This is a genomic window from Desulfosarcina alkanivorans (genome assembly GCF_009688945.1).
In the GTDB taxonomy this organism is placed as follows: Bacteria; Desulfobacterota; Desulfobacteria; order Desulfobacterales; family Desulfosarcinaceae; genus Desulfosarcina; species Desulfosarcina alkanivorans.
Genome location: NZ_AP021874.1, coordinates 1,957,436 through 1,980,354 on the forward strand (window position 1 = coordinate 1,957,436; position 22,919 = coordinate 1,980,354).

Below are 22,919 nucleotides of genomic sequence, written 5' to 3' on the forward strand. Positions count from 1 at the left end.
CCCAATCGCATGTATTGATGCCAACGCATCAACCGGAACCGGAGTCGTCCCCCGTATGGCATGCGGAAAGCCCATGGAAAGGAATTCAACGCAATGCTGAACCGTCTGAAAATCAAAACCAAACTGCTGGGGGCCTTTATCATCGTCAGCCTGATCCCGCTGGGGATGGTCACGTTCATCGCTACAGACAAGGCCAGCCGTGGACTGCACGATGAGGCCGTGGCCAAGTTTACCGCGGTCCAGGAGGCCAAGCGGAATCACATCGAAGACTACTTCAGGCGGGTAGGCACCGCCGTTAAGGTCATCAAGGCAGACCCTTTCCTGCATCAATGCGTCAGGTCTTTCAATGCGGCCTATGAAGAAAACGGCAACTCCGCGGACAACGAAGACTGGCGCATCATCGTGGAGTTCAAGGAGCCCCGCATTAAGGGGATGGTGGCCGACAACGGCTTTTACGACCTGCTGCTGGTTTCCCCCGATGGCAATATCGTCTATTCGGCGGTCAGGGAATCGGACCTGGGAATGAACATACCCGGCAGCGAACTGGCCGATTCCAGCCTGGGACAGGCCTATAAACGGATGACTCAGGCCGGGGACGATCGGGTGGTCATCGGCGACTTCGCCGCCTATGCCCCCTCGAACGGGGCGCAGGCCGCCTTCATGATGGCGCGGATGAAAGATGAAAGCGGGAGCGTCGTGGGCAGCGTGGCCGTTCGGCTGGCCGCCGACCAGCTCAATGCCATCCTCCAGCAGCGCAGCGGCATGGGCGAAACCGGGGAAAGCTATCTGGTGGGCCGGAACAACGGTCAAACCGGCCTGCGCAGTGACCGCGTGGTAAAAAAGGGCCGAATCGGCGACGTAAAATCGGACCAGTTTATCGACCTCGCACTGAACGGCGAATCGGGTTCGGCAGTCAAGACCGGCAGCAGCGGCGCCAGGGAATTTGTTCGCTACGACCCGGTAACGATCAGCGGGCTCAACTGGGGCCTGATAACCACCGCCGCCACCGAAGAAGTCTTCGGCGCCGTCGACGCCCTTCGCAACACCATCCTGGTCGTCATCGGTGTGGTCATCCTTGGTATGGCCGCACTGGCGTTGGGAATGACGGCCGTCATCGTCAGGCCGATCAGAAATACCGCGGCCATGCTCAAGGACATTGCCGAGGGTGAAGGCGACCTCACCGGGCGTCTGTCGGTGGACGCCCGCGACGAAATGGGCGAGATGGCCACCGGGTTCAACACCTTCATGAAAAAGCTTCAGGGCATCATCGGCCAGATCGCTGTGGATGCCACCACATTGCACAACGCCTCCTCCAGCCTGTCCGCCATTGCCGGACAGATGACCGGTGGGGTGGATAATATGTCCCGGCGTTCTGAACAGGTGGCCGCCGCATCCGAAGCGATGAGCGGCAACATGAACAGTGTGGCCACCGCCAGCGAACAGGCGGCAACCAACGTCAACATGGTGGCCTCGGCCACAGAAGAGATGACGGCCACGGTAGGCGAAATCGCCCGGCACTCGGAAAAGGCGCGCGCCATCACCGAATCAGCGGTCAGCCAAGCCGGCGACGCGTCGGCCAAAGTGAACGAACTGGGCCAGGCGGCTGATGAGATCAGCAAGGTCACCGAAGCCATCACCGAGATTTCCGAGCAGACCAACCTGCTGGCCCTCAATGCGACCATCGAAGCGGCCCGTGCCGGTGAAGCGGGCAAGGGCTTTGCGGTGGTGGCCAACGAAATCAAGGATCTGGCCAAACAGACCGCTGCCGCCACCCTGGACATCAAAAACCGCATCACGGGCATCCAAGGCTCCACTGACGATACCGTATCGCAGATCGAATCAATCTCCGGCGTGATCAACGACGTCAACGATATCGTGACCACCATCGCCTCAGCGGTGGGAGAACAGGCCGCAACCAGCCAGGAGATCGCCGATAATGTGGCCCAGGCCTCCCGGGGCATCCGGGATGTCAACGATAATGTGAACCAGAGTTCCACGATGGCCGGCACCATTTCCGGAGAAATTGCCCAGGTCAATGCATCGGTTCAGGAGGTTTCCGATTCCAGCGGCCAGGTCAGCCGGAGTTCGGAGGAACTGTCCGCCTTGTCCCAAAAACTCCATGAACTGGTCGGTCGCTTTAAAATCTGATCGCCAGCTGCGGGTCGGATGGGAGCGCCTCCAAGCCCGTTTCCGGTTGGTTCAACCGTGGCCCCGCATCTCGGTGCGTTGACGAAAATCAGGGCTGCGGGCACTCACCGGAACGTTTTCAGGCTTCCGAATCCTCCTGCCGGACGCCCAGGCCATTTGCATTCCCGCCCGGAATCGTATATTTTCTTTTAGCGTCTGATTTTCTCAACCAGGTGGCCGGTTCACTGTCGGCCAACTGGGTCCAAGGCGTTCCCGATCCTTTTCTTGACACCTTCGCTGCCTTAAAAAACGGGCAAAAACGATATTGGGGCAACCGGCCCGTCCCACCGGGCCGTTGACCAAAACCTATGGTTCCTGAAGGATCTGCGATGACGACCCAACGATGGGCACAACGCTGCGCCGCCTGCATCCATGAACGGTTCCGGGACTATGAGGACCGTTTCCGCCGGATTACGTCGCGGGCGCCCGAACGGTTCATGAACCGGCAATGGACACAGGTTCAGGCCGAGACCACCGAACGGTTGAACCTGTATGCAGCGATCGTCGACCAGACGGAAACCGGCATCCGCCGCCTGCTGGAAAACCGGGTCGCCGACGGCAGGGTGTGGGCCGCCGCCAGGGCGGACTATGCCGCCCGCATCGCCGGGGGGGATAACCGGGAACTGGCCGAGACCTTTTTCAATTCGGTCACCCGCCGCATTTTCGGCACCGTCGGCGTGAATCGACAGATCGAGTTTGTCCACGATGACGACGGCCCGGTCCGGCCCGGCCCGTCCGAATCGCTTTGCCGGGTCTACCCGCTGGCCGACCCCATTGAACCGGCGATCCGGCGGATGCTTTCGGATTTCAACGAGGTCCGCATCGCCCCTGCCGTCATGGAAAAGGTGATGCCACGAATCGCCGAAAGGGTGGAAAAACAGCTTGGCCACAGCCGGCCGGCGCGGATAGAGATGATACGCCACATTTTCTTCCGTGGCCAGGGCGCCTATCTTATCGGCCGGATCGTTGCCGGAAGCCGGGTGATTCCGCTGGCCCTGGCCCTGCTTCATGAACCGGCGGGCGTCCGGGTGGACGCGCTTGTGCTGGACACCGACGGCTTGAGCATCGTTTTCTCCTACACCCGTTCGGCCTTTCACGTAGCCATGGAAAACCCCGGTGAACTGGTCGGTTTTCTCAAGTCGATCATGCCGTCGAAACCGGAAGCCGAACTCTATTCGGCCGTCGGCTATTTCAAGCACGGAAAGACGGTGCTCTACCGGGATGTGTGCCGTCATACGGCGCAGTGCACACAGGACCGGTTCCGCCTTTCGGCGGGCAAGCGGGGCATGGTCATGGTAGTGTTCGACATGGCCGGTCACGATATGGTGGTCAAGCTGATCCGGGACCGTTTCGACTCCCCCAAGCGGACGACCCGGAACAAAGTGATGACCCAGTACGCCTTCGTCTTCAACCACTACCGGGTGGGACGCCTCATCGAGGCCCATACCTTCGAGCATCTCTCTTTCGACCGCTGCTGGTTCTCGGACGATCTGCTCGATCATCTCACCACCGAAGCCGGGCAGACGGTCCGCCTGGAAAACGACCGGGTCATCATCGACCATGCCTACCTGGAACGACGGGTGACCCCGCTCGACATATACCTCAAAGAGGCGTCCGCCGAGAAAACCGACGCCGCCGTTGTGGACTTCGGCAACGCCATCAAGGACCTGGCGTTCGCCAACATCTTTCCCGGGGACATGCTGCTCAAGAATTTCGGCGTCACCCGCCACGGCCGGGTGGTCTTTTACGACTACGACGAAATCGTACCGCTGGTCGAATGCCGGTTCAGGACAATCCCCCGGGCCAGAACGGACATGGAAGAAATGGCCGACGAACCCTGGTACACGGTGGGGGAAAACGACGTTTTTCCCGAAGAATTTTCCCGGTTCCTCGGACTCTCGCCGGAGCATCGGGACCTTTTTTTGAGCCGGCATGCGGATCTGCTCGCCACTGATTTCTGGACGGCGGTCCAAGACGAGATCCGTTCCGGCCACATCCGGCACATCCGGCCCTATGCGCTCCGCTACCGGCTGGAACAGGAGTAAAGGGTTTACATTGTACCACAGCGTATTAACTTGTGTCTGTCCGGAAATGAGGAATTTTGGTCGAGATCAAGGCGTGCGAAAAATTCAACCGGAAGCATATAGTTGATATTCCGAGGATAAAATTTTTCGAACAACGCAGAGATCGGGCAAAATAACCATTTATGGATGGGCACTGACTTAACCCCAGCTCCGCTTTAGACCGAGCCAGTTTCAAAATGTCCCGTTTCGGCCCGTATCGGTGTTGGGCGCGCACTTCAATGCTCCAAATACCCTGTGTATTCATCCGTTTGAAGTGATCGCCCGCCGTGATCCTGGCCGGACTGCCACATTTTGAATCAGACCCGACAGACAGTTCTACCAAGACCCACGCCACCGTTCGATCCGTCGGAACGAATTGGGCCACACCCTGGCCCAGCCCGGACCGTTTCCTGCACCGGGCCACCGGCGGACGCCGGTTTCCGACGGTGGATGCCCCCAACACACCAAAGGAGGAATCAGATGAGCACCACGCCATTGACAGACGGCATCACCATCAATGCGCCGGTCAGCGATGCGTTCAGCCGTATTCTCACCCCTGATGCACTGGCATTCGTAGGAACACTGGCCCGGCGGTTCGACGACCGCCGCCGGGAGTTGATGAACCGCCGGGAGAACGTCCAGGCGGAAATAGACGCCGGCCGGCTGCCGGACTTTCTGCCCGAAACCCGGCATATCCGTGAAGGAGACTGGACGGTGGCCCCGGTGCCCGCCGACCTGGCCGACCGCCGGGTGGAGATCACCGGTCCGGTGGACCGCAAGATGGTGATCAATGCGCTCAATTCCGGCGCAAAGACATACATGGCCGATTTCGAGGACAGCCACTGTCCCAGCTGGTCGAACACCATCGAGGGCCAGATCAACCTTCGCGATGCCGTCAACCGGACCATCACGTTTACCAGCCCCGAAGGGAAAACCTACCGCCTGGACGACCGGACCGCCACCCTCATCGTCCGGCCCCGCGGGTGGCACCTGGAGGAAAAACACGTGCTGGTGGACGGCCGGCCGGTATCGGGCAGCCTCTTCGATTTCGGGCTCTTCTTCTTCCACAACGCAAACCGTCTGCTGGCCGCCGGCAGCGGACCCTATTTTTACCTGCCCAAAATGGAGAGCCACCTGGAAGCACGGCTGTGGAACGATGTCTTCATCGCCGCCCAGGAGACCCTGGGCATCACGACGGGCACCATCAAGGCCACCGTGCTGATCGAGACCATCATGGCCGCCTTCGAGATGGATGAAATCCTTTATGAACTCAAGGACCACAGTGCCGGGCTCAATTGCGGGCGCTGGGATTACATCTTCAGTTTCATCAAACGGTTCAGGAACGTTCCCGGCTACCTGTTCCCCGACCGGGCCCAGATCACCATGACCCGGCACTGCATGCGCTCCTATTCCCTGCTGGCCATCAAGACCTGCCACCGCCGCGGTGCCTATGCCATCGGCGGGATGGCCGCCCAGATTCCCATCAGGAACGACCCGGAGAAAAACCGGGAGGCCCTCGACAAGGTGCGGGCAGACAAGACCCGCGAAGCCGCCGACGGCCACGACGGCACCTGGGTGGCCCATCCCGGCCTGGTTTCCATCGCCATGGAAGAGTTCGACAAGGCCATGCCCGCCCCCAACCAGATCGACCGGCTGAGAACGGACGTCCAGGTCTCAGCGGCCGACCTGCTGAAACTGCCTGCCGGCACGATTACCGAGTCGGGCATGCGCACCAACATCAGTGTGGGCATCCAGTACATGGCCAACTGGCTCTCGGGCCTGGGGTGCGTGCCCCTGTATCACCTCATGGAGGATGCGGCCACCGCAGAAATTTCCCGGGCCCAGTTGTGGCAGTGGATCAAGCACCCGGATGCGGCCCTCGAGGACGGGCGCAAGATCACCCTGGAGCTGTTCCGGTCGATGCTGGAGGAAGAAATGGAGAAGATTCAAACCGAGGTGGGCGACGCGATGTTCCACCGGGTCAGGTACGGGCAGGCCGCCGGCCTGTTCGAGGACATCATCGCCGCCGACACCCTGGCGGAATTTCTGACCCTGGCGGCCTACGACCATCTGGAAGGATGACCGCCGCGCCGGGCGCCGAACCCACGTTCATTCACACCCATCAGGAGGCGAGATGAAAACCATTGAAGAGAAAGCCGAAGAAATCTGTGAACGGTTGACCTGTCACGAAGTGGTGGCCGACGAACGGGAGGAACTGGAAACCCACTGGGCTCAGGATCCCCGGTGGAAGGGCGTCCAGCGCCCCTACACGGCAGAAGATGTGTTGAAACTGCGCGGCAACCTGACCATCGAGTACACCTTTGCCAAAATCGGCGCCAAGCGCCTGTGGTACCTGATCAACCATGAGGACTACGTTGCCGCCCTGGGCGCCCTGACGGGCAACCAGGCGGTTCAGCAGGTGGAGGCCGGGCTCCAGGCCATTTACCTGAGCGGCTGGCAGGTGGCCGCCGACGCCAACCTGGCCGGCGAGATGTATCCGGACCAGAGCCTTTACCCGTCCAACAGCGTGCCGGCGGTGGTCCGGCGCATCAACAACGCCCTGCGAAGGGCCGACCAGATTCAGGTGCTGGATGGAAGAAAGAACGGCCCCTACTGGTTCGCCCCCATCGTCGCCGATGCCGAGGCCGGGTTCGGCGGGCCGCTCAACGCCTTCGAACTGATGAAGCAGATGATCGAGGCCGGTGCCGCCGGGGTTCATTTCGAAGACCAGCTCTCCTCGGCCAAAAAATGCGGTCACATGGGCGGCAAAGTACTGGTTCCCACCCAGGAGGCGGTGGCCAAGCTCGTTTCCGCCCGGCTTGCCGCCGACGTCTGCGGCGTCCCGACCCTTCTGGTGGCGCGGACGGACGCGGATGCCGCCAAGCTGGTCACCAGCGACATCGACGAACGGGACCGGCCGTTCATCCTGGACCGGCAGCGATCCAGCGAGGGCTTTTTCTATGTCAGAAACGGCGTGGAATCGGCCATTGCCCGCGGCCTGGCCTATGCCCCCTACGCGGACATGGTCTGGTGCGAAACCTCCAAGCCGGACCTGGACCAGGCCAGGCGCTTCGCCGAAGGCATCCATGCCCGGTTCCCCGGCAAGCTGCTGGCCTACAACTGCTCCCCGTCTTTCAACTGGAAAGCCAACCTGGACGATGCCACCATTGCCGGCTTCCAGCGGGAACTGGGGGCCATGGGCTACAAGTTCCAGTTCGTCACCCTGGCCGGCTTCCACGCCCTTAACCTGGGCATGTTCGACCTGGCCATGAACTACCGCAAAACCGGCATGCTGGCCTACTCCCGGTTCCAGGAGGAAGAATTCCGCTTCGGCAAGGAAGACGGCTATATGGCCACCACTCACCAGAAATTCGTGGGCGCCGGCTATTTCGACCGGCTGATCGACACCATCAGCGCGGGGGCGTCCAGTGTGGGCGCCATGTCCGGCAGCACCGAGGAGGAGCAGTTCAAGTAATGTCGATCACCATCCCCGTCTGCAGCGGTGAGAAATGTTCTTTGAACCTGTTGTAAAGCGCCACCTGTGCCCGGAAGCCGGTGCAATGGCCGGCATATACCCAGTCGGGGCCGACATCCCCGATCCCGGCGACCGTCTTCTTGATTCGTTCATCGGAGGCCTCGACCAGGTGCAGTCCCCCAAGCAAACCGACTGTTTTTTTGACGCCGGTCATGCGCCGGGCCTGAGCCAGCACGTTCACGACCCCGGCATGGCAGCAACCGGTGACAACAACCAGGCCGTTGCCTTCCATGTTGGCCACAAGGCTGATATCGTCGGTCATGGCGTCCGTTTTGACCCTTCCCTTTTCGATGGTGCACAGGTCGATCCCCGGGTCCTCGAATTCGGTGGTCCGTTCCACCTCCCCGGTCGTCATGAGCCCGGGCATGATCTCCAGTGGATCCCGGGTCAGGAAAAGAACGCCGCCGGCGTTTTCGATCTGCGGTTGCAGATCGCCGGGCATGACGCCCACATGCCTTAAAAAAGGCGTCCGTAAAAAGTTCAGGCGAAACAGGTCGGGATGAGCAATGACGGGGATGTCGTCCCGGTCGATTGCCTGGAGGATCCGGGCCAGGCCCCGGGTGTGGTCATAATGGCAATGGGTCAGCACGATCGCGTCGATACAGGCGGGGGCGATGCCCATTTTTTCAAAATTGGCCAGCAGGGCCTCGGGATCCTGGGCGACATCCACCAGGATGTTTTTCTCGCCGGGTCCGGAATTGGCCGTCAGCAGCAGCGAAATGCCATGCTGCCCCAGCAAGTTCGAATCGTAGGCCACGGAGTCTTCGGCAGCCACGGTAATTTTCAACGTTTTAAGCATATCTGTCCTCGGGTCCCGGACCTGCGGGCACCGGTTGCGCAGGACTGCATCCTGAAGGCCATCGCCGTTTCCGGGCAGCCGTGCGTTAACGCCAATCGGGGTCACGCCGTGTGCTTGCGCTTCAGCGCCGCCCCGCCTAGATACGCCTCCTGGATCTTCTTATCGTCACGCAGGTCGGACGCCGGACCGCTGACCGAAATCACCCCGGTCTCCAGCACGTAGCCGCGGTTGGCAATTCCCAGCGCCTTGCGGGCATTTTGCTCGACCAGCAGAATCGACACCCCCTGGGCATTGATCTCGCGGATGATTTTAAAAATCAGTTTGACAAACAGCGGGGACAGCCCCAGGGACGGCTCGTCGAGAAGCAGAATGCGGGGGTTGCTCATCAGCGCCCGGCCCATGGCAAGCATCTGCTGTTCTCCGCCGGAAAGGGTGCCGGAAAGCTGGTTGCGCCGCTGCACCAGGATCGGGAACAGTTCGAACACCCGCGCCCTGGCCTCGGCCACTTCCTTTTTATGCGTCTGCCGGGTATAGGCCCCCAGGTTCAGGTTCTCCTCTACGGTCAGGGTTGCAAACACCCGGCGCCCCTCGGGGGACTGGGAGATTCCTTTGCGAACGATGTCATAGGGCGGCACCGCGTTCAAGGCCTCGCCGTCGAGATAAACGGCGCCGCTTTCAGGCGGCACGAGACCCGAGATGGCCCTCAGCAGCGTACTTTTCCCCGCCCCGTTGGCCCCCAGCACCGTGACGATTTCGCCCTGGTTCAACGCCAGCGAGATGCCCTTGAGCGCCTCGACCGCCCCATAGACAATCCGCAGATTTTCGACACTAAGCAGCGCTGCCATGTTACGCCCTTTCCGTCCCGCTGTCTTCGTCTTCGTCATCCCGCCCCAGATAAGCCTCGATCACCTTCTGATCGTTGTAGACGGTTTCCGGCGTTCCCTCTGCAATCTTGCGCCCCTCATCCATGACGGTCACCCAGTCGGAAATCCCCATGACCACGTTCATGTCGTGCTCGATAATCAGGATCGTCAAATCCTCTTTGATCAGGTTTTTGAGAAAAACGATCAGATCTTCGGATTCCCGATCGTTCAAGCCGCTGCTGGGTTCATCCAGCACGAGCAGCCGGGGATTGGTGGCCAGAGCCCGGCCGATCTCGAGCATTCGCTGATTGCCATAGGGGATGTTTTTGGCCAGTTCATCCTTAAGGCGGCCCAGCCCCACCTGCTCCAGGCGCTGTGCGGCAATCGCCGCAATCCGCTTTTCTTCCGTCCGCTGCCCGGCCGTTCGGGCAATGGAAGCCCACACCCCTGCCGCCCCGCGGCAATGCTGACCGGCCATGACATTTTCCAGGCAGGTCATATTGGGAAACAAACGGATATTCTGAAAGGTGCGGGCAATGCCCAATTCCACGATCTGATGGGGTTTTTTACCGTCAATCGGCGCGCCGTTGAAGCGGATGTCGCCCGCATCGGGCCTGTAGATCCCCGTCACGACGTTGAAAAAGGTCGTTTTCCCGGCACCGTTGGGACCGATCAGGCTGCTGATCTCGCCCCGGTGCACCTTCAGATCCATATTGCCGACGGCAACCAGACCTCCGAAACGCTTGGTCAGGTTTCGGGATTCGAGAACGATTCCGGCATTCTTGTGGTTTCTCATCTTCACGTCCGAGTTCCTGTCAATGTCCTTGACGGCTTCCTGTACAGTGGATTTACCCGTTATTACGGCCCCGGGGCCTACGGGTTCCCCGAAGCCCCCTGCTCTGGCATTTTCGGCAGCCGGAATCCGGTCCGCCGCTCGATGGCCCCCCGCTTGCGCGGCCAGATGCCGCCGGGACGGAAAATCATCATCAGGATCATGGCCAGCCCGAAAATCAGCATCCGGTACATGGCAAAGGGCCTGAATATTTCCGGAAACAGGCTGATCACCGCTGCGCCGATCAGGACCCCCGGAATCGACCCCATTCCGCCGATCAGCACGATGCAGAACAGCAATGCCGATTCCATGAACGTAAAACTGTGGGGCGAGATGACCATCATCTTGCTGGCATAGATATTTCCGGCAACCCCTGCCAACGCGGCGCCCAGCACAAATGCCAGCAGCTTGTAGGCCCGGACGTTGATGCCCGAGGCTTCGGCGGCGACCTCGTCTTCCCGGATGCAGTTCCAGGCCCTGCCGATTCGTGACTGCTGCAGCCGGACCAGGCCGAGGATGCTCAAACCGACGACGATCCAGACCAGAAAGTAAAAATCCAGGGAGGTGTCGACCACCAGCCATTGGGTCAGTGACGGGTTGTCGATGCCCACGATGCCGTTGGACCCGCCGGTCATGCCGAAGGGATTGTTGATCAGTACCAGCCGGATGATTTCACCGAGGCCGATGGTCACGATACACAGGTAATCGCCCTTGAGATGGATAATCGGTGAGACGACAAGGTAAGCGAAGAGGGCGGCGGCGATAAAGCTGAGGGGCAGCATGACCAGGATGGGAACACCGTATAGGGTATTGAGAATACCGGTCGCATAGGCGCCGATGGCATAGAACGCGGCGTGCCCGAGGTCAAACAGTCCCACTTCTCCGAGAACGATGTTCAGGCTCAATCCCAGGATCACGTATATGCCGAAGAAAAAGGCCACATCCAGCAGGTACTCGTTACGCATGCCAATCAGCGGAAAGAGGAGAAAACCGGCGATGACCAGCCAGACGATACGGCCGTTTAAAAAACTGGTGCTGATTCGCCCCATTTGCAAATCCTTTACTCTACTATACTTGATGAACTCTAAAAAACCAATTTCCAACGGGTTCGTAAGAAGTCCGAGATCAAGGTTTGCGGGCCGCGGAAGCGTGCACGGCCCTCGTCTGCGAGCGCACTGGAAACCGACCGTCATCCATACGGCGGACATTCATAGAATGTCCAATCCCGAGCAATGAGGTGTACTTACCGTACTCCGCAGTGACGAGGGATGAAGCGTAACGCAGATATCGGACTGCTTACGAACCTGTCATACTTTATCGGCAATCTTTTCTCCGAAGAGCCCGGTGGGCCGGAATATCAGCACCAGAATCAGTGCCAGAAAGACAAACACATCCTTCCAGGCCGCCGACACGTATACGGCACCCAGCATTTCCAGGATACCCAGGATCAGCCCGCCGAACATGGCCCCGGGAATATTTCCGATGCCACCCAGAATCGTTGCGGTAAACGCTTTCAACCCATAATTCCATCCCATGGTAAAACTGATCTGCCGGTAGTACATGCCGACCATGACGCCCGTCATGCCGCCCAGGGCCGGTCCGAGCGTAAAAATAAAAAGGATCACCTTGTTGATGTTGATGCCCATCAGTGCAGCCGTGTCCCGGTCCAATGCGGACGCCCTGATGGCGGCACCGAAGGTGGTTTTCTGCACGATAAAATAGAGCAGCCCCATCAGGCTGAAGGAGAGCAGGAGAATCACCACCTGCAGGGCGCTGATCTGAACCGCACCGAGCTGGATCACATTGTCCGGCACGATATCGGATGTATAGGCCAGATACCGCGGCCCCCAGACAGCCATAATGGCATTTTCAATGAAAATGGATGCCCCCAGGGCGGAAACCACAGCGGGCAGCCGGCCGGCTGAGTATATGGGACGATAGGCCACCCGCTCCGTGAGCATGCCGACCAGGGCCACGCAGACACCCGCCACGGCAAGGGCCACCACCATGCCGCCCCAGAGCCCGAACCGATTGCTGATCAGCGCCGAGCCCCAGACGAGAAGCGTGTAACCGAAGTAGGAACCCAGCGCAAAGAAATCGCCGTGGGCAAAGTTGATCAGCTTCATGACACCATAGACCATGGAGTAGCCCAGTGCGATCAGGGCATAAAAGGCCCCGATGGTCAGGCCATTGACAATTTGTTCCAAAAAAACGTCCATTCTGAGCCCCGGTGTTGTGCGACCGATCGTTTGATTCGGCACCAGACAATTGGCGGTGTCCGTCCTGAACCGGTTGACGGGTTTTGGCAGCGCGACGATCGGTGGCCCCCCCCCTGATTCAACCCGTCGCCCGGTTCATGTGTTTTCCATGCAGGAACGCTATTTATCGAGCAGGACAAAGGCCCCCTTTTCGTTGACAACGTACATCAGGTAGGGCACCCCTTCACGGTCACCCTGTGCGGTGAAACCGATCGGTCCGGTCACCCCCGGCACCCCATTGGCGTCATTGTGCAGGTAATCGGCCAGCACACCCGGCTCCGTCGAGCCGGTTTTTTCGACTGCCGCGGCGAGGATATTGACACCGTCGGCGGCATAAATCGGCCAGGGGCTCGAAGGAATCTCGCCGTATTTCTGCTCATAGGCAGCCAGGAATTCCTTTGACTCCTTGTACGGCAGTTCGCTGGGCATCGGCTCCTGAGTCATCATCCACCCCTTGGCCACGTCGACACCGGCGATTTTGACGAAATCATTGTTGATTACGGCGTTGCTGCCGACAAATATGCAGTTGATGCCGATCTTTTTGGCCTGGCGGGCAATCAGTGCCCCTTCCGGATAATGTCCGGTGTAGTAGAACACGTCCGGACGGGTCTCGCGCATCTGGGTCAGAACAGGTGTAAAATCCTTGTCCTCCGGATTGACGGCGTCATAAAAAACGAGTTCGACCGCACCTGAATCCAGCATCGGTTTGAGCGCCTTCTTGGTCTCTTCGGCCACACCAATGGCAAAGGTCGTATTGTTGTGCACGATGGCGATGCGCTTGACGCCAAACTTCTCGGGCATGAATTTGGCGAAGAAGATCCCCTGGGCGTCATCCCTTCCGCAGGTGCGGAAGAAATAATTTCTGTTCTTTTTGCTCAAGCCGACAAAGGTCGCGCCATATGCGATGTTGATCATCTTGCGCTTCTCGAAAATATTCGAGCTGGCTTCAACGGTCGGGGAACCGTAGGTGGACACCACTCCGACAATATCTTTCTGAGAAACGATTTTCATGGCGGCCAGGGCGCCGTCCTTGGGTGTCCCGGAGTCATCGAACTCGCGGATTTCAACCATGCGACCGCCAAGCAACCCGCCTTTTTTATTTATCAATTCAGCAGCCACCTGGCAGGATTGCACCGCCATCTGGCCTTCGAACGCCCATGGTCCGGTGATGGGCGCCTGAATCCCGATTACGATCGGTTTCTCAGCTGCAGAAACACCCGTCGTGAAGAGGAGACATGCCGCCATCAAAACGCCCAACGCTGCAAAAAAGCCTGACCATCTCATGAGTTTTTCTCCTTGTGATAGGTTAAGAGTAGGCTCATCCTTTTTGAGGATAAGCGCATTATATTGGATGAAGCCGGTCGGCATGTCAAGTAAAAAGCATATGGCCGTTATTCAGCTCGCCAGAGCCATCGGGAGCGCGCCTGCCACCCGCTCAGAATTGAGCGGCGGGCCGGGCATCGGCAAGCGGGAAGAAAGGTGCAGCGGGATCGACGCGGCGGACCACGTCGCTCCCCGGAAAGGGGTTTCGTGTATGTTCAACAGGATGGTTGACCGGTGGAGCGGTTCGCAACAGGCGGGCGGGGAATCCATCGAACCGGGATTCGACCGGTTGGGTGCGGCAAGATCATTTCCGCGGGGGACACCACGGGGCGATGGGGCGGGGCCTCAGGAATCGGCCAATATCGCCATCCTGAAGCAGCCGGCTGAGAAAGCACCACTGAACGGGCGGGGCTGCACACCGGCCGTGCGCATCGGCCGGAACAGCCTGTCAGAACGCAACCGCCGGATTTTTTCGCCTCCGGCCGGCAGCCCCTGCTTTGGGCCGACGGCCCTATCCCGTAAAATAAACGGCCGCGTAAAGGCCCAAAATACCAAGGGAAATCAGGAGGCTGACCGCTCTGGGGTGTTTTTTTGCCGCTTGTTTTCGATGCCCCCTTGCGACCAGGATGATCCTGGCCGGATTCTGATCATAAGCGCTGCAAATTCTCGGTATCATCGTTTCTCCTCCTGCAGTGGTAGTGTATCTGGTAACTACCCGAGGTTCTACAATGACCGTGCCACCCCGACGCAAATCCGCCCCCGATTATTTCAACCTATTTGAATATTGAGACATTTCCCCATAGTCGCTGAAAACACCGGTCCTCCCTGCCCGCCCCGGGGAGGCCACTGACCACGACACATGTGGCACTGCCGCTCTCACTGCGACCGTATCCAACCGATATGATTAACTTTTTCATTTGCGCCAATATTGTCGCATAACCTGCCGGTTGTGGCGCACCTGGAAGCCGTCACTACAGCTGATGGGCCTTCATCTTGCGCTGAAGCGTTCGAAGGCCGATACCGAGCGCTTTGGCGGTCCGGGTTCGGTTCCAGCGATGCTGGGCCAGGGCCGCAGAAATCTGACGTTTTTCGAACGAAGCCACCGCATCCGGCAGCGAAGCCGCGGGGAAGGTCGCTTCGACGGACGGGTCAGGGGCGGGCAGGGCCGCATCTCCGGCAAGGTCCAGCCGTTGGAGGGTGACGAACCGGTAGAGTACATTCTGAAGCTCACGGACATTGCCCGGCCAGTCGTAATTCATGAGGGCCTCCATGATCCTTGACGTCAGCGTCGGCCGGATCTTGCGGTCATAGGCCTTGAAGAAGTGTTCGGCCAGCAGGGGGATGTCTTCTTTTCGTTTTCTCAGTGGCGGCAGATGAATCGGAATGACGTGCACCCGATAGAAAAAATCGCTGCGCATCCGCCCCGCCCTGACCCGTTCGGTCAGGTTCCGGCTGGTGGCGGCAATGATCCGAAAATCGGACTGGATCACCCGGCGGCTGCCTACCGGCGTGTACCCCCCGCCTTCGATGGCCCGCAGCAGCTTCACCTGGAGGCCCGGCTTGATTTCCCCGATTTCATCGAGAAACAGGCAGCCGTGGTCGGCCTCGTCCAACAATCCTTTGGTATCGGCTCCGGCACCGGTAAAGGCGCCCTTTTTGTGGCCGAAGAACTCGCTCTCCAGCAGGTTTTCGGGAATGGCACCGCAGTTCACGGGCACAAAATTGCTGCCCTGACGGCTGCTCATGGCATGGATGGCCCGGGCAACCAGTTCTTTTCCGGTTCCCGATTCCCCGTAAAGGATGATATTGGTGTCCGAGGCGGCAGCCATCAGCATCAACTCATACACTTCCTGCATGGCCGGACTTTTGCCCACAATATCCCCGAACCGCTCACGCTCTTCGATTGAGGTCCGCAAACGGATATTTTCCTCACGCAGATGCGCCTCACTGTCGCGCAGCGCCTCTTCCATCCGCTTGCGCTCGTCGATGTCCGTGATCATCGCCTGGCAGAAAACCGACTGATCCGACATCCGTACCGGCACGTTGATGCTGTAGTACCACTTCTTGTCATTGGGGTTCTTCATCTCGAACCGGACCCGGTTGCCCTCGAAGACCTGTTCGGCAACACACCACAAACAGGGCGCCGACCGGTTGTGCAGCGCCTCATGACAAATTTTCCCCGTGGCATCGCCACCGGTGTTGTGGATCAGGTTTTCATTCATGAAACGAATGCGGTAATTCCTGTCGATAAAATAGACGAAGCCTTCGTAGCCCTCCAGTATGGCGCTGTACAAGGTCTCACGGTCGCGGAGTTCCTGCTCCGTGTTTTTCAAAGAGGTAATGTCTATGATTGAAGCGATGCTGCGGCCGGTTTCGCTGAGCATCCCCACCTTGATGAAGATGGTCCGCAGGGATTGATTGCGGTCGATGATCCGGCATTCGTATTCGGCAGGTGCGCCGTGTTCATCCGCATCGGACCGTCGGGCGAAGTGATATCGGATGACCATCTGACGGTCTTCCGGGTAGATAAAGTCCGTCCATTTCATCCGCTTTTCGATTTCCCTGCAGTCGAACCCGGTCAGCTCTTCGAACTTGGGGTTGGCCATGGAGATCGTAAAGTCCTGCTCGACGATAATGGACGGTGCGCCGGAGTGGCGGAAAATATTTCGGTATCGGTTTTCCGCCGCCGACAGGTCGGCGCTTCGCATGGCCATCTGGTGCTCCAGGTGGAACTGGTATTCGTGGAACTGTTCTTCGGTTTCTTTTTCACGGGTGACATTGCGGACAAAGGCAATGACTTCATCATCGGAACTCCTTACCAGGCGGGCCTCATAAAAGCAGAGGGTCTGTTGGAGTGTGAGCGAATAATCGATGGAATGCACCTGTCCGGTCCTGAAAGCGGATTCCAGCGTGTCGACGAATCGAATCGCCGTTGCCCCGGGCAGCACGTCTTCGATACGCTTTCCCAGGTAATCCACTTCAGGCCGGTACAGCTCATTCACCTTCCCCTCGAAGCTGCGGAAGACATGATCCTTGCCGATGCGGATGATCATGTCCGGGATGGCATCAACAATGGCCCGGCAGGAAGCGATCCCGAGCCCCTCATGCGCCTGTGTCATGTCGGTTTCCCCTATCTATTGGATGACGGCAGATGATCGAAAAGGCGCGAACGTGCCACATGTTACGCAGCAAGTCAACATTGGCATATCGTGTCAGCCGGACTGCTTTTCAGCATTCCGGCAGGAGGGGCATCTGCTGCCGATCTATAAATGGCCAATCTGCCCGATATCTTCGTTGAACGAAAAATTTTATCCTCTGACGATCAACCGTATGCACGGGTGAAATTTTTCGCGTGTCTCAATCTCATTTTCCTATTTCTGGATCGTCACTGTCTGCCGCCTGCATGACACACCGGAAAAGGGGAAATCCGGCTGCATCGGATTGTCGAATCCCGGGAAAACCAACGCCGCGACGGTAGCTTCCGAACACATTGGTTGTCAGGTAAAAAAACAGATCACACGATCTTTTTTTTCACGTTTCTGCCTCTTTCCGTGCTTTAATGAATCACCTTTATCACCCGATTAAATACTTTCGACACCATCGTTATTTTAATGCCAAGAAGTCTATTAAAAATCATTGCAATGCCGAAAAAAGATTCGTTATAAATATCATTCCTGTAATTTTTTTTAATGAATAGTTATATTATACTTGATTTTATTTTCATCATGTTAATAATAGAAAGCAACTATTTAATATTCACCGGTTTTCATTAAAAAAGGAGATTAAAATGCCAGCAAAAAAGAAGATTGACGGTGCCAAACTGATTAAAATGGTCGCGGATGGCAGCCATCAAAAAGAGATCATGAAAGCGTTCAAATTCAATACCGCTGCACAATTCAAGACGCACTATCTCGATGCATTGATGAAAGCCGGTAAAGCTCCGGAAATCAAATCCGGCCGGGGCATCGCAAAAGCCAGATCGAGCAAGGAAGTACTGGTGAGCAAACGCGGCAGCGTGGTTGTTCCCAAGGCAATGATTGAAGAAATGGGATTTGCTGAAGGTGAAAAATTTATCGTCCGCAAAACGAAATCAGGAATTTCCTTGAAAGCGATCGGGAAATAACTTCACCTCATTTCGTCGTTGTCGGAGAGAAAAAAGCAGGCCATATCCGGTCTGCTTTTTTCTTTTCAGGATGCTGTCAGCCAAAAGACGTGCGCAACCTGCATGGCAGGTGGTATCATTTCGCCCTTCAAAGAGGACTAAATAACAGACCCATGACCATCGAACACTGAACGTCCAACATCGAACGTCAAATAAGGAATTCTATCATTTGATAGGATCAGAAACATGGTTTCCTTCTTCTTTATTACACCTGAACGAAGTGATCTCATCATTCGACGTTGGACGTTGGGCGTTCGATGGTCGATGTTAAAAACAATCAATTTTTATCGCTATTATCTCGCCGGATCGGTCGAACTTTTCCACTTCCACCACTGTAGGTGGTGGCTTAATGCCAGAGTTATTTTTTACAGCGGTTCAATCCTTTGATACCCACATACGGAAAGGGTTACAAAATGGCTGTCGAACAATGAAAAGCCATGCAAGCCGGGCCCGGCGTAATAGAGTTAAAGAGACTATATGCGGATGGGTATCACCGGTTTCATCGCTTCGCCCGGCGCATCGCCGTCCTGTAACCGTCCACAAAGTAAACACAGATGCAAGGCCTTGGGCATGCAGGCAGACTGCCTGTTTCTGTTCGCCATCGGAGTCGCTTTCGGTATCGGCAACGAAGAGGGGGATTGGGCGTTTTCCGACCCTGATTCAGATAACGATTTCCCGCACAAAATTAGAGTTCTTCCGGGGTAAAGGCGACCACATCGTCAATCGAAGCCGCGTCGCAAAAGAGCATCACCAGCCGATCCAGGCCCAGTGCGATTCCGGCAGCGGGAGGCATGGATGCCAGAGCCTGCAGAAAGGGTTCGGCGGTGGGATAGGCCGGTTTTCCGCCCGCCCCGCGGGCGCGATTCTCCGTTTCAAAGCGGGCGCGCTGTTCTATCGGATCGGTGAGTTCGGAAAAGGCATTGCACAATTCCATGCCGGCGATATAAAGTTCGAAACGCTCGGCCACCGACGGGTTGCCGGGCTTGAGCCGGGCCAGTGCACCGCAGCGGGCCGGGTAGTCGTAAAGAAACAGCGGGCGCCGCAGCCCCAGTTTCGGTTCAATGTCGATGCCCAGAATCACGTCGAAGCAATCCCGATCCAGCGCCGCTTCCGCCGTCATCCCCCCGAAGCGCCGGAAGGCCTCGGCCACGCTCAGGCGATCCCAGGGGGGGGTCAGGTCGACCACTTGTCCCTGGTAGGTCAACTGGGTCCCCATATCCATTCGCTCGGCCAGGAAAACGACCAGTTTCTCGCACTGGGTCATCAGGTCCAGGTAGTCGGATCCCGCCGCATACCACTCCAGCAGGGTCATCTCCGGCATATGGCGGCTGCCGCGCTCGCCTTTGCGGAAGCACCGGCAGATCTGGAATATTTTCTCGTAGCCGGCGGCCAGGAGCTGTTTCATGCAAAGTTCCGGGGAGGGCTGCAGGAACCAGTCCCCCGACTCCTGGGTATCGATATGGGCCTCCGGAGCCGGGGCCGGGATCCGCACCGGCGTTTCGATTTCCAGAAACGCCCCGGCAATGAAAAATGCACGAACGGCGTCGATGAGGCGGGCCCGTCGCAGCAGGTTGGGCCGGATGGCGGCCTGTCGGGGAAAACGCATGGATTATGTGGTTTTCTCCGCCATCACATCACCGGCGCGATCCTGGAGACAGACTTTATCATACCGGGCCGCATCTGCCGAATCATACCACTGGTAGCCCTGCTTCCGGCAGGTCTCGCAGGTGTTTCGGGGGATGTGCACCGCCAGGATATGCTTCATCCCCTGGGCGGCGGAATCGATTTTAAAGGCGCCGCCGCAGTCATCGCAGACCCGGATGGTCTCCTGCTGGTGTTCGTGGATATTGTCCGTATCGTAGTAGATGTTGCGGTCCCGGTTCATGAGCTGGTAATCCCCCCGGTACATCTCTGCCAGATGCTGCCGCTGGTGCCAGTTTTCCAGCACCTTATCGCAGGTTTTATGCACCCACCGGGTCACCTCGGCGGACTGCCGGACCTTCACCGGGTCGTAATCGGGCTCCCTGAGGTGGCTGTAGTCCATGCCGGCCATGGCCAGGATAATGCCGGCATTCACGTAGGGCAGCGCCCCTTCGATGGCATAGCCCCCCTCCAGGACGGCGATGTCGGGTTTAAGCAGGGTGGTCAGTTCCGCATATCCCCGGGCGGAGAAGTTCATATTGGTGATGGGGTCCGAATAGTGGTTGTCCTGCCCGGCGGAGTTGACGACAATCTCCGGCTGGAACTCGTCCAGGATGGGCATCACCACTTCACGAACGGCATGCAGGATCCCCTCTTCGGAGGTGTTGGGAGGCAGTGGAATGTTAATGGTGGTGCCCACGGCGTTGGGCCCGCCCAGTTCACTCAGAAAACCGGAGCCGGGGTAGAGGGTGCGGCCGTCCTGGTGAATGGAAATAAACAGGGTGTCCGGATCGTGCCAGTAAATGTCCTGGGTACCGTCGCCGTGGTGGCAGTCGGTGTCCACAATGGCCACCCGCTTGACCCCGTAAGCCTGGCGGATGTATTCGATCATGATGGCTTCGATGTTGACGTTGCAGAATCCTCTGGCACCGTGAACCACCCGGTTGGCATGATGTCCGGGCGGCCGGACCAGGGCAAAACCGCGTTCCACATTTTTGTCCATCACCGCCATGGCAATGGTCTTGGCGCCGCCGGCACTGATAAAATGGGATTCGGTCATTACCGCCCACAGGTCGGGCACACAGAAGTGAACCCGCTGAACGTCCTTCTTGGTGACCAGGTCCGGTTTGTATTCGATGATTCCCTCGATGTCGAGAATCCCCTCTTCGAACACCTGATCCTGGGTGTAGAGCAGGCGCTCCTCACGTTCCGGATGGGTGGGGCTGATGGCCCAGTCAAAGGCGGGGAAAAAGACAAGGCCGGTTTTATTTATGGCGCGCAGCATAGCGGACTCCGGGTAAAAACATGGGTTTCCCGTTCGCGGGCTTCCCGTTTCGGGGTTATCGGTCCCGGATGGCTGTGGGAAAGCACATCCTTCAGGTATAGCTGTTTTCCACGATCTTTTCCGCAATGGGATCATAGCCGTGAATCAGCCCGGGCTTGACCTGGGCCATGACGCGGATGTTTTTGCCGGTGGTGTAGAAACCGCGAACCATGTTGAAGGACATGGCATCGACGATTTCCAGTTCCAGGTGTTCAGGGTTGGCACCCCGGCCAATGGCTTTGCGGCGCAGCAGGTCCAGGGCGGTGGTGATGGCGTCCTGTTCGGTGTAGCTTGACGAAATCACCGCGGTAAACCCTTCTTCCGGGGCGGCGGCGATTTCCCGCTCCGTATCGGCAAACAGGGTCACCTCACAGGTCGTACGGGCCAGGCCGGCGCCGATGGCATTGGCGACATTCCAGCGGGGGACCACATCGACCCGGTTGTCGCTCAACCGCTCCAGGCCCCTGGCGAACCAGGGCGCCGGCCCTCCCAGGACCAGAATGTGCCGGGGCTGAAGGCGGTGGCCCTCCCACAACTCGTGGACCGTATAGACCGGTTTGGCGTTGATTCGCTCGATCATCGCGTCGGCTTCGGCGAGGATGGTCCGGCAGGCCTGTTCGAAAATTCGATGGGCCGCATCCCGGACATCGGTCCCCAGGGCATCGGCCAGGGCCTGGACGCCCTCCCGGGCCTTTTCCAGGTCGCCCCCCTCGCCGAGTCCCAAAAGGAAAATGGCATCCGTGGGGGTCGGCACCGGCCCGCCGTAGGCCATGGCCATTCCCAGCCGGTCTGGACCGATATGAATCGTTCCGTCCACGACGCGCACGGCACTGTCTCCACCGACGCCGATGGAGACGGTTTCCAGCGATCGAATCAGTGTTTTGTGCTCGCCGATGCCGATGCCCATGGGGTCCAGCAGCGGCACCCCGTTAACCAGCACCGCCATGTCCGTGGTGGTGCCGCCGATGTCCAGCACCAGGCACTCTTCATCCCTGGGGGCAAAGGCCACGGACCCCATGACACTGGCTGCCGGACCGGAAAGAATGGTCTGGGCCGGATGGTCGATGGAGGCATCGAAGCGCATGTTCCCGCCGTCGGGTTTAAGGATGCGGATGGGCACATGCAGCCCTTTTTTACGCAACGAGTTGACGACGGCTTCGAAAAACTCCTTGTGGATCGGATAAACCGACGCGTTGAGGAAGGTGGTGGCGATGCGCCGCGGAAAGTTGAGGTTCCCGGCAACCCGATGGCCCAGAAACACCTTTTCGAAACCGTCGCCGAGAAGTTCACCGATGGCGACTTCATGTCCCGCGTTCCTGACCGAAAACTTGGAGACCACCCCCACGTAACGGATGCCGTCTGCTTTGAACCGATGGGCCACCTCCAGGATCTGGGCCTCATCGATGGGAGAGACCTCGCGCCCCCGGTGGTCGATGGCCCCGGCCACCTGATGGTAATGGGGGCCGGTGCGAAACAGTTCCGGATCGATACCCGGTCCGGCGGAAACGATCATTCCCACCTCGGGAATCCGGTTCTGCACAATGCGATTGGTGGCCAGAGTGGTGGACAACACCGCCCGACGGATATGCTCGGGATCGATGCCTTCGGTAATCTTTTCCAGGCCGGACAAGACGGTGGCAAAAAGATCCGACGGGTTGGTGGTCACCTTGACCTGTCTCACCAGTCCTTCCTGACCGAGAAGGACCACATCCGTATGGGTACCGCCGACATCCAGCCCAATGATCATGGCGCTATCCTGATTGGGTTTGTTTTCGCCTCTGTGGAAGAGGATTTCAAGGTATCCAAAATCAGCACCCATGTCAACACATCACCACCGGTTGAGGAATCTTTGCCGACCTGTCAATCGCCCCCCCCGGCAGTTCCCGCAGCGCGTCCGGCACCGCCGATTCCTTCCCGTGGTCCCTGCCCGCC

General features: G+C 58.4%; 15 protein-coding genes. 5 read left to right on the forward strand and 10 right to left on the reverse strand.

Annotated elements, in window-relative coordinates:
- Window positions 1–93 precede the first annotated feature (93 nt).
- The 4 genes from DSCA_RS08680 (at window position 94) to aceA (ending at window position 7,725) form a co-directional block, all read left to right on the forward strand.
- Window positions 94–2,148, forward strand: a complete 2,055-nt coding sequence (locus tag DSCA_RS08680) for a methyl-accepting chemotaxis protein (protein WP_167527677.1) — start codon at window positions 94–96, stop codon at window positions 2,146–2,148.
- Between the two features lie 368 nt (window positions 2,149–2,516).
- Window positions 2,517–4,232, forward strand: coding sequence for a bifunctional isocitrate dehydrogenase kinase/phosphatase (gene aceK / locus DSCA_RS08685; protein ID WP_167527678.1), 1,716 nt, complete (start codon window positions 2,517–2,519; stop codon window positions 4,230–4,232).
- 498 nt (window positions 4,233–4,730) lie between these two features.
- Complete coding sequence (gene aceB / locus DSCA_RS08690) at window positions 4,731–6,332, forward strand: malate synthase A (protein ID WP_155316056.1); 1,602 nt, start codon at window positions 4,731–4,733, stop codon at window positions 6,330–6,332.
- 52 nt (window positions 6,333–6,384) lie between these two features.
- Window positions 6,385–7,725 carry an isocitrate lyase gene (gene aceA / locus DSCA_RS08695; protein ID WP_155316057.1) on the forward strand — a complete coding sequence of 447 codons (1,341 nt, stop codon included), beginning with the start codon at window positions 6,385–6,387 and terminating at the stop codon, window positions 7,723–7,725.
- On the opposite strand, the gene DSCA_RS08700 is transcribed toward aceA, so the two are convergent.
- The 7 genes from DSCA_RS08700 to DSCA_RS08730 all read right to left on the reverse strand — a co-directional run bounded on the left by DSCA_RS08700 (window position 7,718) and on the right by DSCA_RS08730 (window position 16,979).
- Entirely contained in the window at window positions 7,718–8,584 is an 867-nt protein-coding gene (locus DSCA_RS08700) for an MBL fold metallo-hydrolase (RefSeq protein WP_155316058.1), read from the reverse strand. The two genes, aceA and DSCA_RS08700, sit on opposite strands and share 8 nt — an antisense overlap.
- A gap of 101 nt (window positions 8,585–8,685) precedes the next feature.
- Window positions 8,686–9,429, reverse strand: a complete 744-nt coding sequence (locus DSCA_RS08705; RefSeq protein ID WP_155316059.1) for an ABC transporter ATP-binding protein — start codon at window positions 9,427–9,429, stop codon at window positions 8,686–8,688.
- Between the two features lies 1 nt (window position 9,430).
- Window positions 9,431–10,243 carry an ABC transporter ATP-binding protein gene (locus DSCA_RS08710; RefSeq protein ID WP_155316060.1) on the reverse strand — a complete coding sequence of 271 codons (813 nt, stop codon included), beginning with the start codon at window positions 10,241–10,243 and terminating at the stop codon, window positions 9,431–9,433.
- A gap of 77 nt (window positions 10,244–10,320) precedes the next feature.
- Complete coding sequence (locus DSCA_RS08715) at window positions 10,321–11,328, reverse strand: branched-chain amino acid ABC transporter permease (protein ID WP_155316061.1); 1,008 nt, start codon at window positions 11,326–11,328, stop codon at window positions 10,321–10,323.
- A gap of 258 nt (window positions 11,329–11,586) precedes the next feature.
- Complete coding sequence (locus tag DSCA_RS08720; RefSeq protein ID WP_155316062.1) at window positions 11,587–12,498, reverse strand: branched-chain amino acid ABC transporter permease; 912 nt, start codon at window positions 12,496–12,498, stop codon at window positions 11,587–11,589.
- 159 nt (window positions 12,499–12,657) lie between these two features.
- Window positions 12,658–13,821 carry a branched-chain amino acid ABC transporter substrate-binding protein gene (locus tag DSCA_RS08725; RefSeq protein ID WP_197904764.1) on the reverse strand — a complete coding sequence of 388 codons (1,164 nt, stop codon included), beginning with the start codon at window positions 13,819–13,821 and terminating at the stop codon, window positions 12,658–12,660.
- Between the two features lie 1,010 nt (window positions 13,822–14,831).
- Window positions 14,832–16,979 (reverse strand): sigma 54-interacting transcriptional regulator, encoded by a 2,148-nt coding sequence (locus DSCA_RS08730; protein WP_155316063.1) that lies wholly within the window; start codon window positions 16,977–16,979, stop codon window positions 14,832–14,834.
- Between the two features lie 668 nt (window positions 16,980–17,647).
- On the opposite strand from DSCA_RS08730, the gene DSCA_RS08735 reads away from it, so the two are divergent.
- The gene (locus tag DSCA_RS08735) at window positions 17,648–17,983 is read left to right on the forward strand and encodes a hypothetical protein (protein ID WP_155316064.1); all 336 of its coding nucleotides are present in this window, start codon (window positions 17,648–17,650) and stop codon (window positions 17,981–17,983) included.
- Between the two features lie 724 nt (window positions 17,984–18,707).
- Here the strand turns inward: DSCA_RS08735 and epmA are convergent.
- From epmA to DSCA_RS08750, 3 genes are all read right to left on the reverse strand, one after another.
- Window positions 18,708–19,628, reverse strand: coding sequence for an EF-P lysine aminoacylase EpmA (epmA, locus tag DSCA_RS08740; RefSeq protein ID WP_155316065.1), 921 nt, complete (start codon window positions 19,626–19,628; stop codon window positions 18,708–18,710).
- Between the two features lie 3 nt (window positions 19,629–19,631).
- Entirely contained in the window at window positions 19,632–20,948 is a 1,317-nt protein-coding gene (locus DSCA_RS08745; RefSeq protein WP_155316066.1) for a histone deacetylase family protein, read from the reverse strand.
- Between the two features lie 91 nt (window positions 20,949–21,039).
- Window positions 21,040–22,734, reverse strand: a complete 1,695-nt coding sequence (locus tag DSCA_RS08750) for a hydantoinase/oxoprolinase family protein (protein WP_155316067.1) — start codon at window positions 22,732–22,734, stop codon at window positions 21,040–21,042.
- Between the last annotated feature and the right edge of the window lie 185 nt (window positions 22,735–22,919).

Bases quoted from the DNA above. Each gene is read 5' to 3' on its own strand.
- DSCA_RS08680 (WP_167527677.1), top strand. From the start codon at position 94: ATGCTGAACCGTCTGAAAATCAAAACCAAACTGCTGGGGGCCTTTATC.
- aceK (WP_167527678.1), top strand. From the start codon at position 2,517: ATGACGACCCAACGATGGGCACAACGCTGCGCCGCCTGCATCCATGAA.
- aceB (WP_155316056.1), top strand. From the start codon at position 4,731: ATGAGCACCACGCCATTGACAGACGGCATCACCATCAATGCGCCGGTC.
- aceA (WP_155316057.1), top strand. From the start codon at position 6,385: ATGAAAACCATTGAAGAGAAAGCCGAAGAAATCTGTGAACGGTTGACC.
- DSCA_RS08700 (WP_155316058.1), bottom strand. From the start codon at position 8,584: ATGCTTAAAACGTTGAAAATTACCGTGGCTGCCGAAGACTCCGTGGCC.
- DSCA_RS08705 (WP_155316059.1), bottom strand. From the start codon at position 9,429: ATGGCAGCGCTGCTTAGTGTCGAAAATCTGCGGATTGTCTATGGGGCG.
- DSCA_RS08710 (WP_155316060.1), bottom strand. From the start codon at position 10,243: ATGAGAAACCACAAGAATGCCGGAATCGTTCTCGAATCCCGAAACCTG.
- DSCA_RS08715 (WP_155316061.1), bottom strand. From the start codon at position 11,328: ATGGGGCGAATCAGCACCAGTTTTTTAAACGGCCGTATCGTCTGGCTG.
- DSCA_RS08720 (WP_155316062.1), bottom strand. From the start codon at position 12,498: ATGGACGTTTTTTTGGAACAAATTGTCAATGGCCTGACCATCGGGGCC.
- DSCA_RS08725 (WP_197904764.1), bottom strand. From the start codon at position 13,821: ATGAGATGGTCAGGCTTTTTTGCAGCGTTGGGCGTTTTGATGGCGGCA.
- DSCA_RS08730 (WP_155316063.1), bottom strand. From the start codon at position 16,979: ATGACACAGGCGCATGAGGGGCTCGGGATCGCTTCCTGCCGGGCCATT.
- DSCA_RS08735 (WP_155316064.1), top strand. From the start codon at position 17,648: ATGCCAGCAAAAAAGAAGATTGACGGTGCCAAACTGATTAAAATGGTC.
- epmA (WP_155316065.1), bottom strand. From the start codon at position 19,628: ATGCGTTTTCCCCGACAGGCCGCCATCCGGCCCAACCTGCTGCGACGG.
- DSCA_RS08745 (WP_155316066.1), bottom strand. From the start codon at position 20,948: ATGCTGCGCGCCATAAATAAAACCGGCCTTGTCTTTTTCCCCGCCTTT.
- DSCA_RS08750 (WP_155316067.1), bottom strand. From the start codon at position 22,734: ATGATCATTGGGCTGGATGTCGGCGGTACCCATACGGATGTGGTCCTT.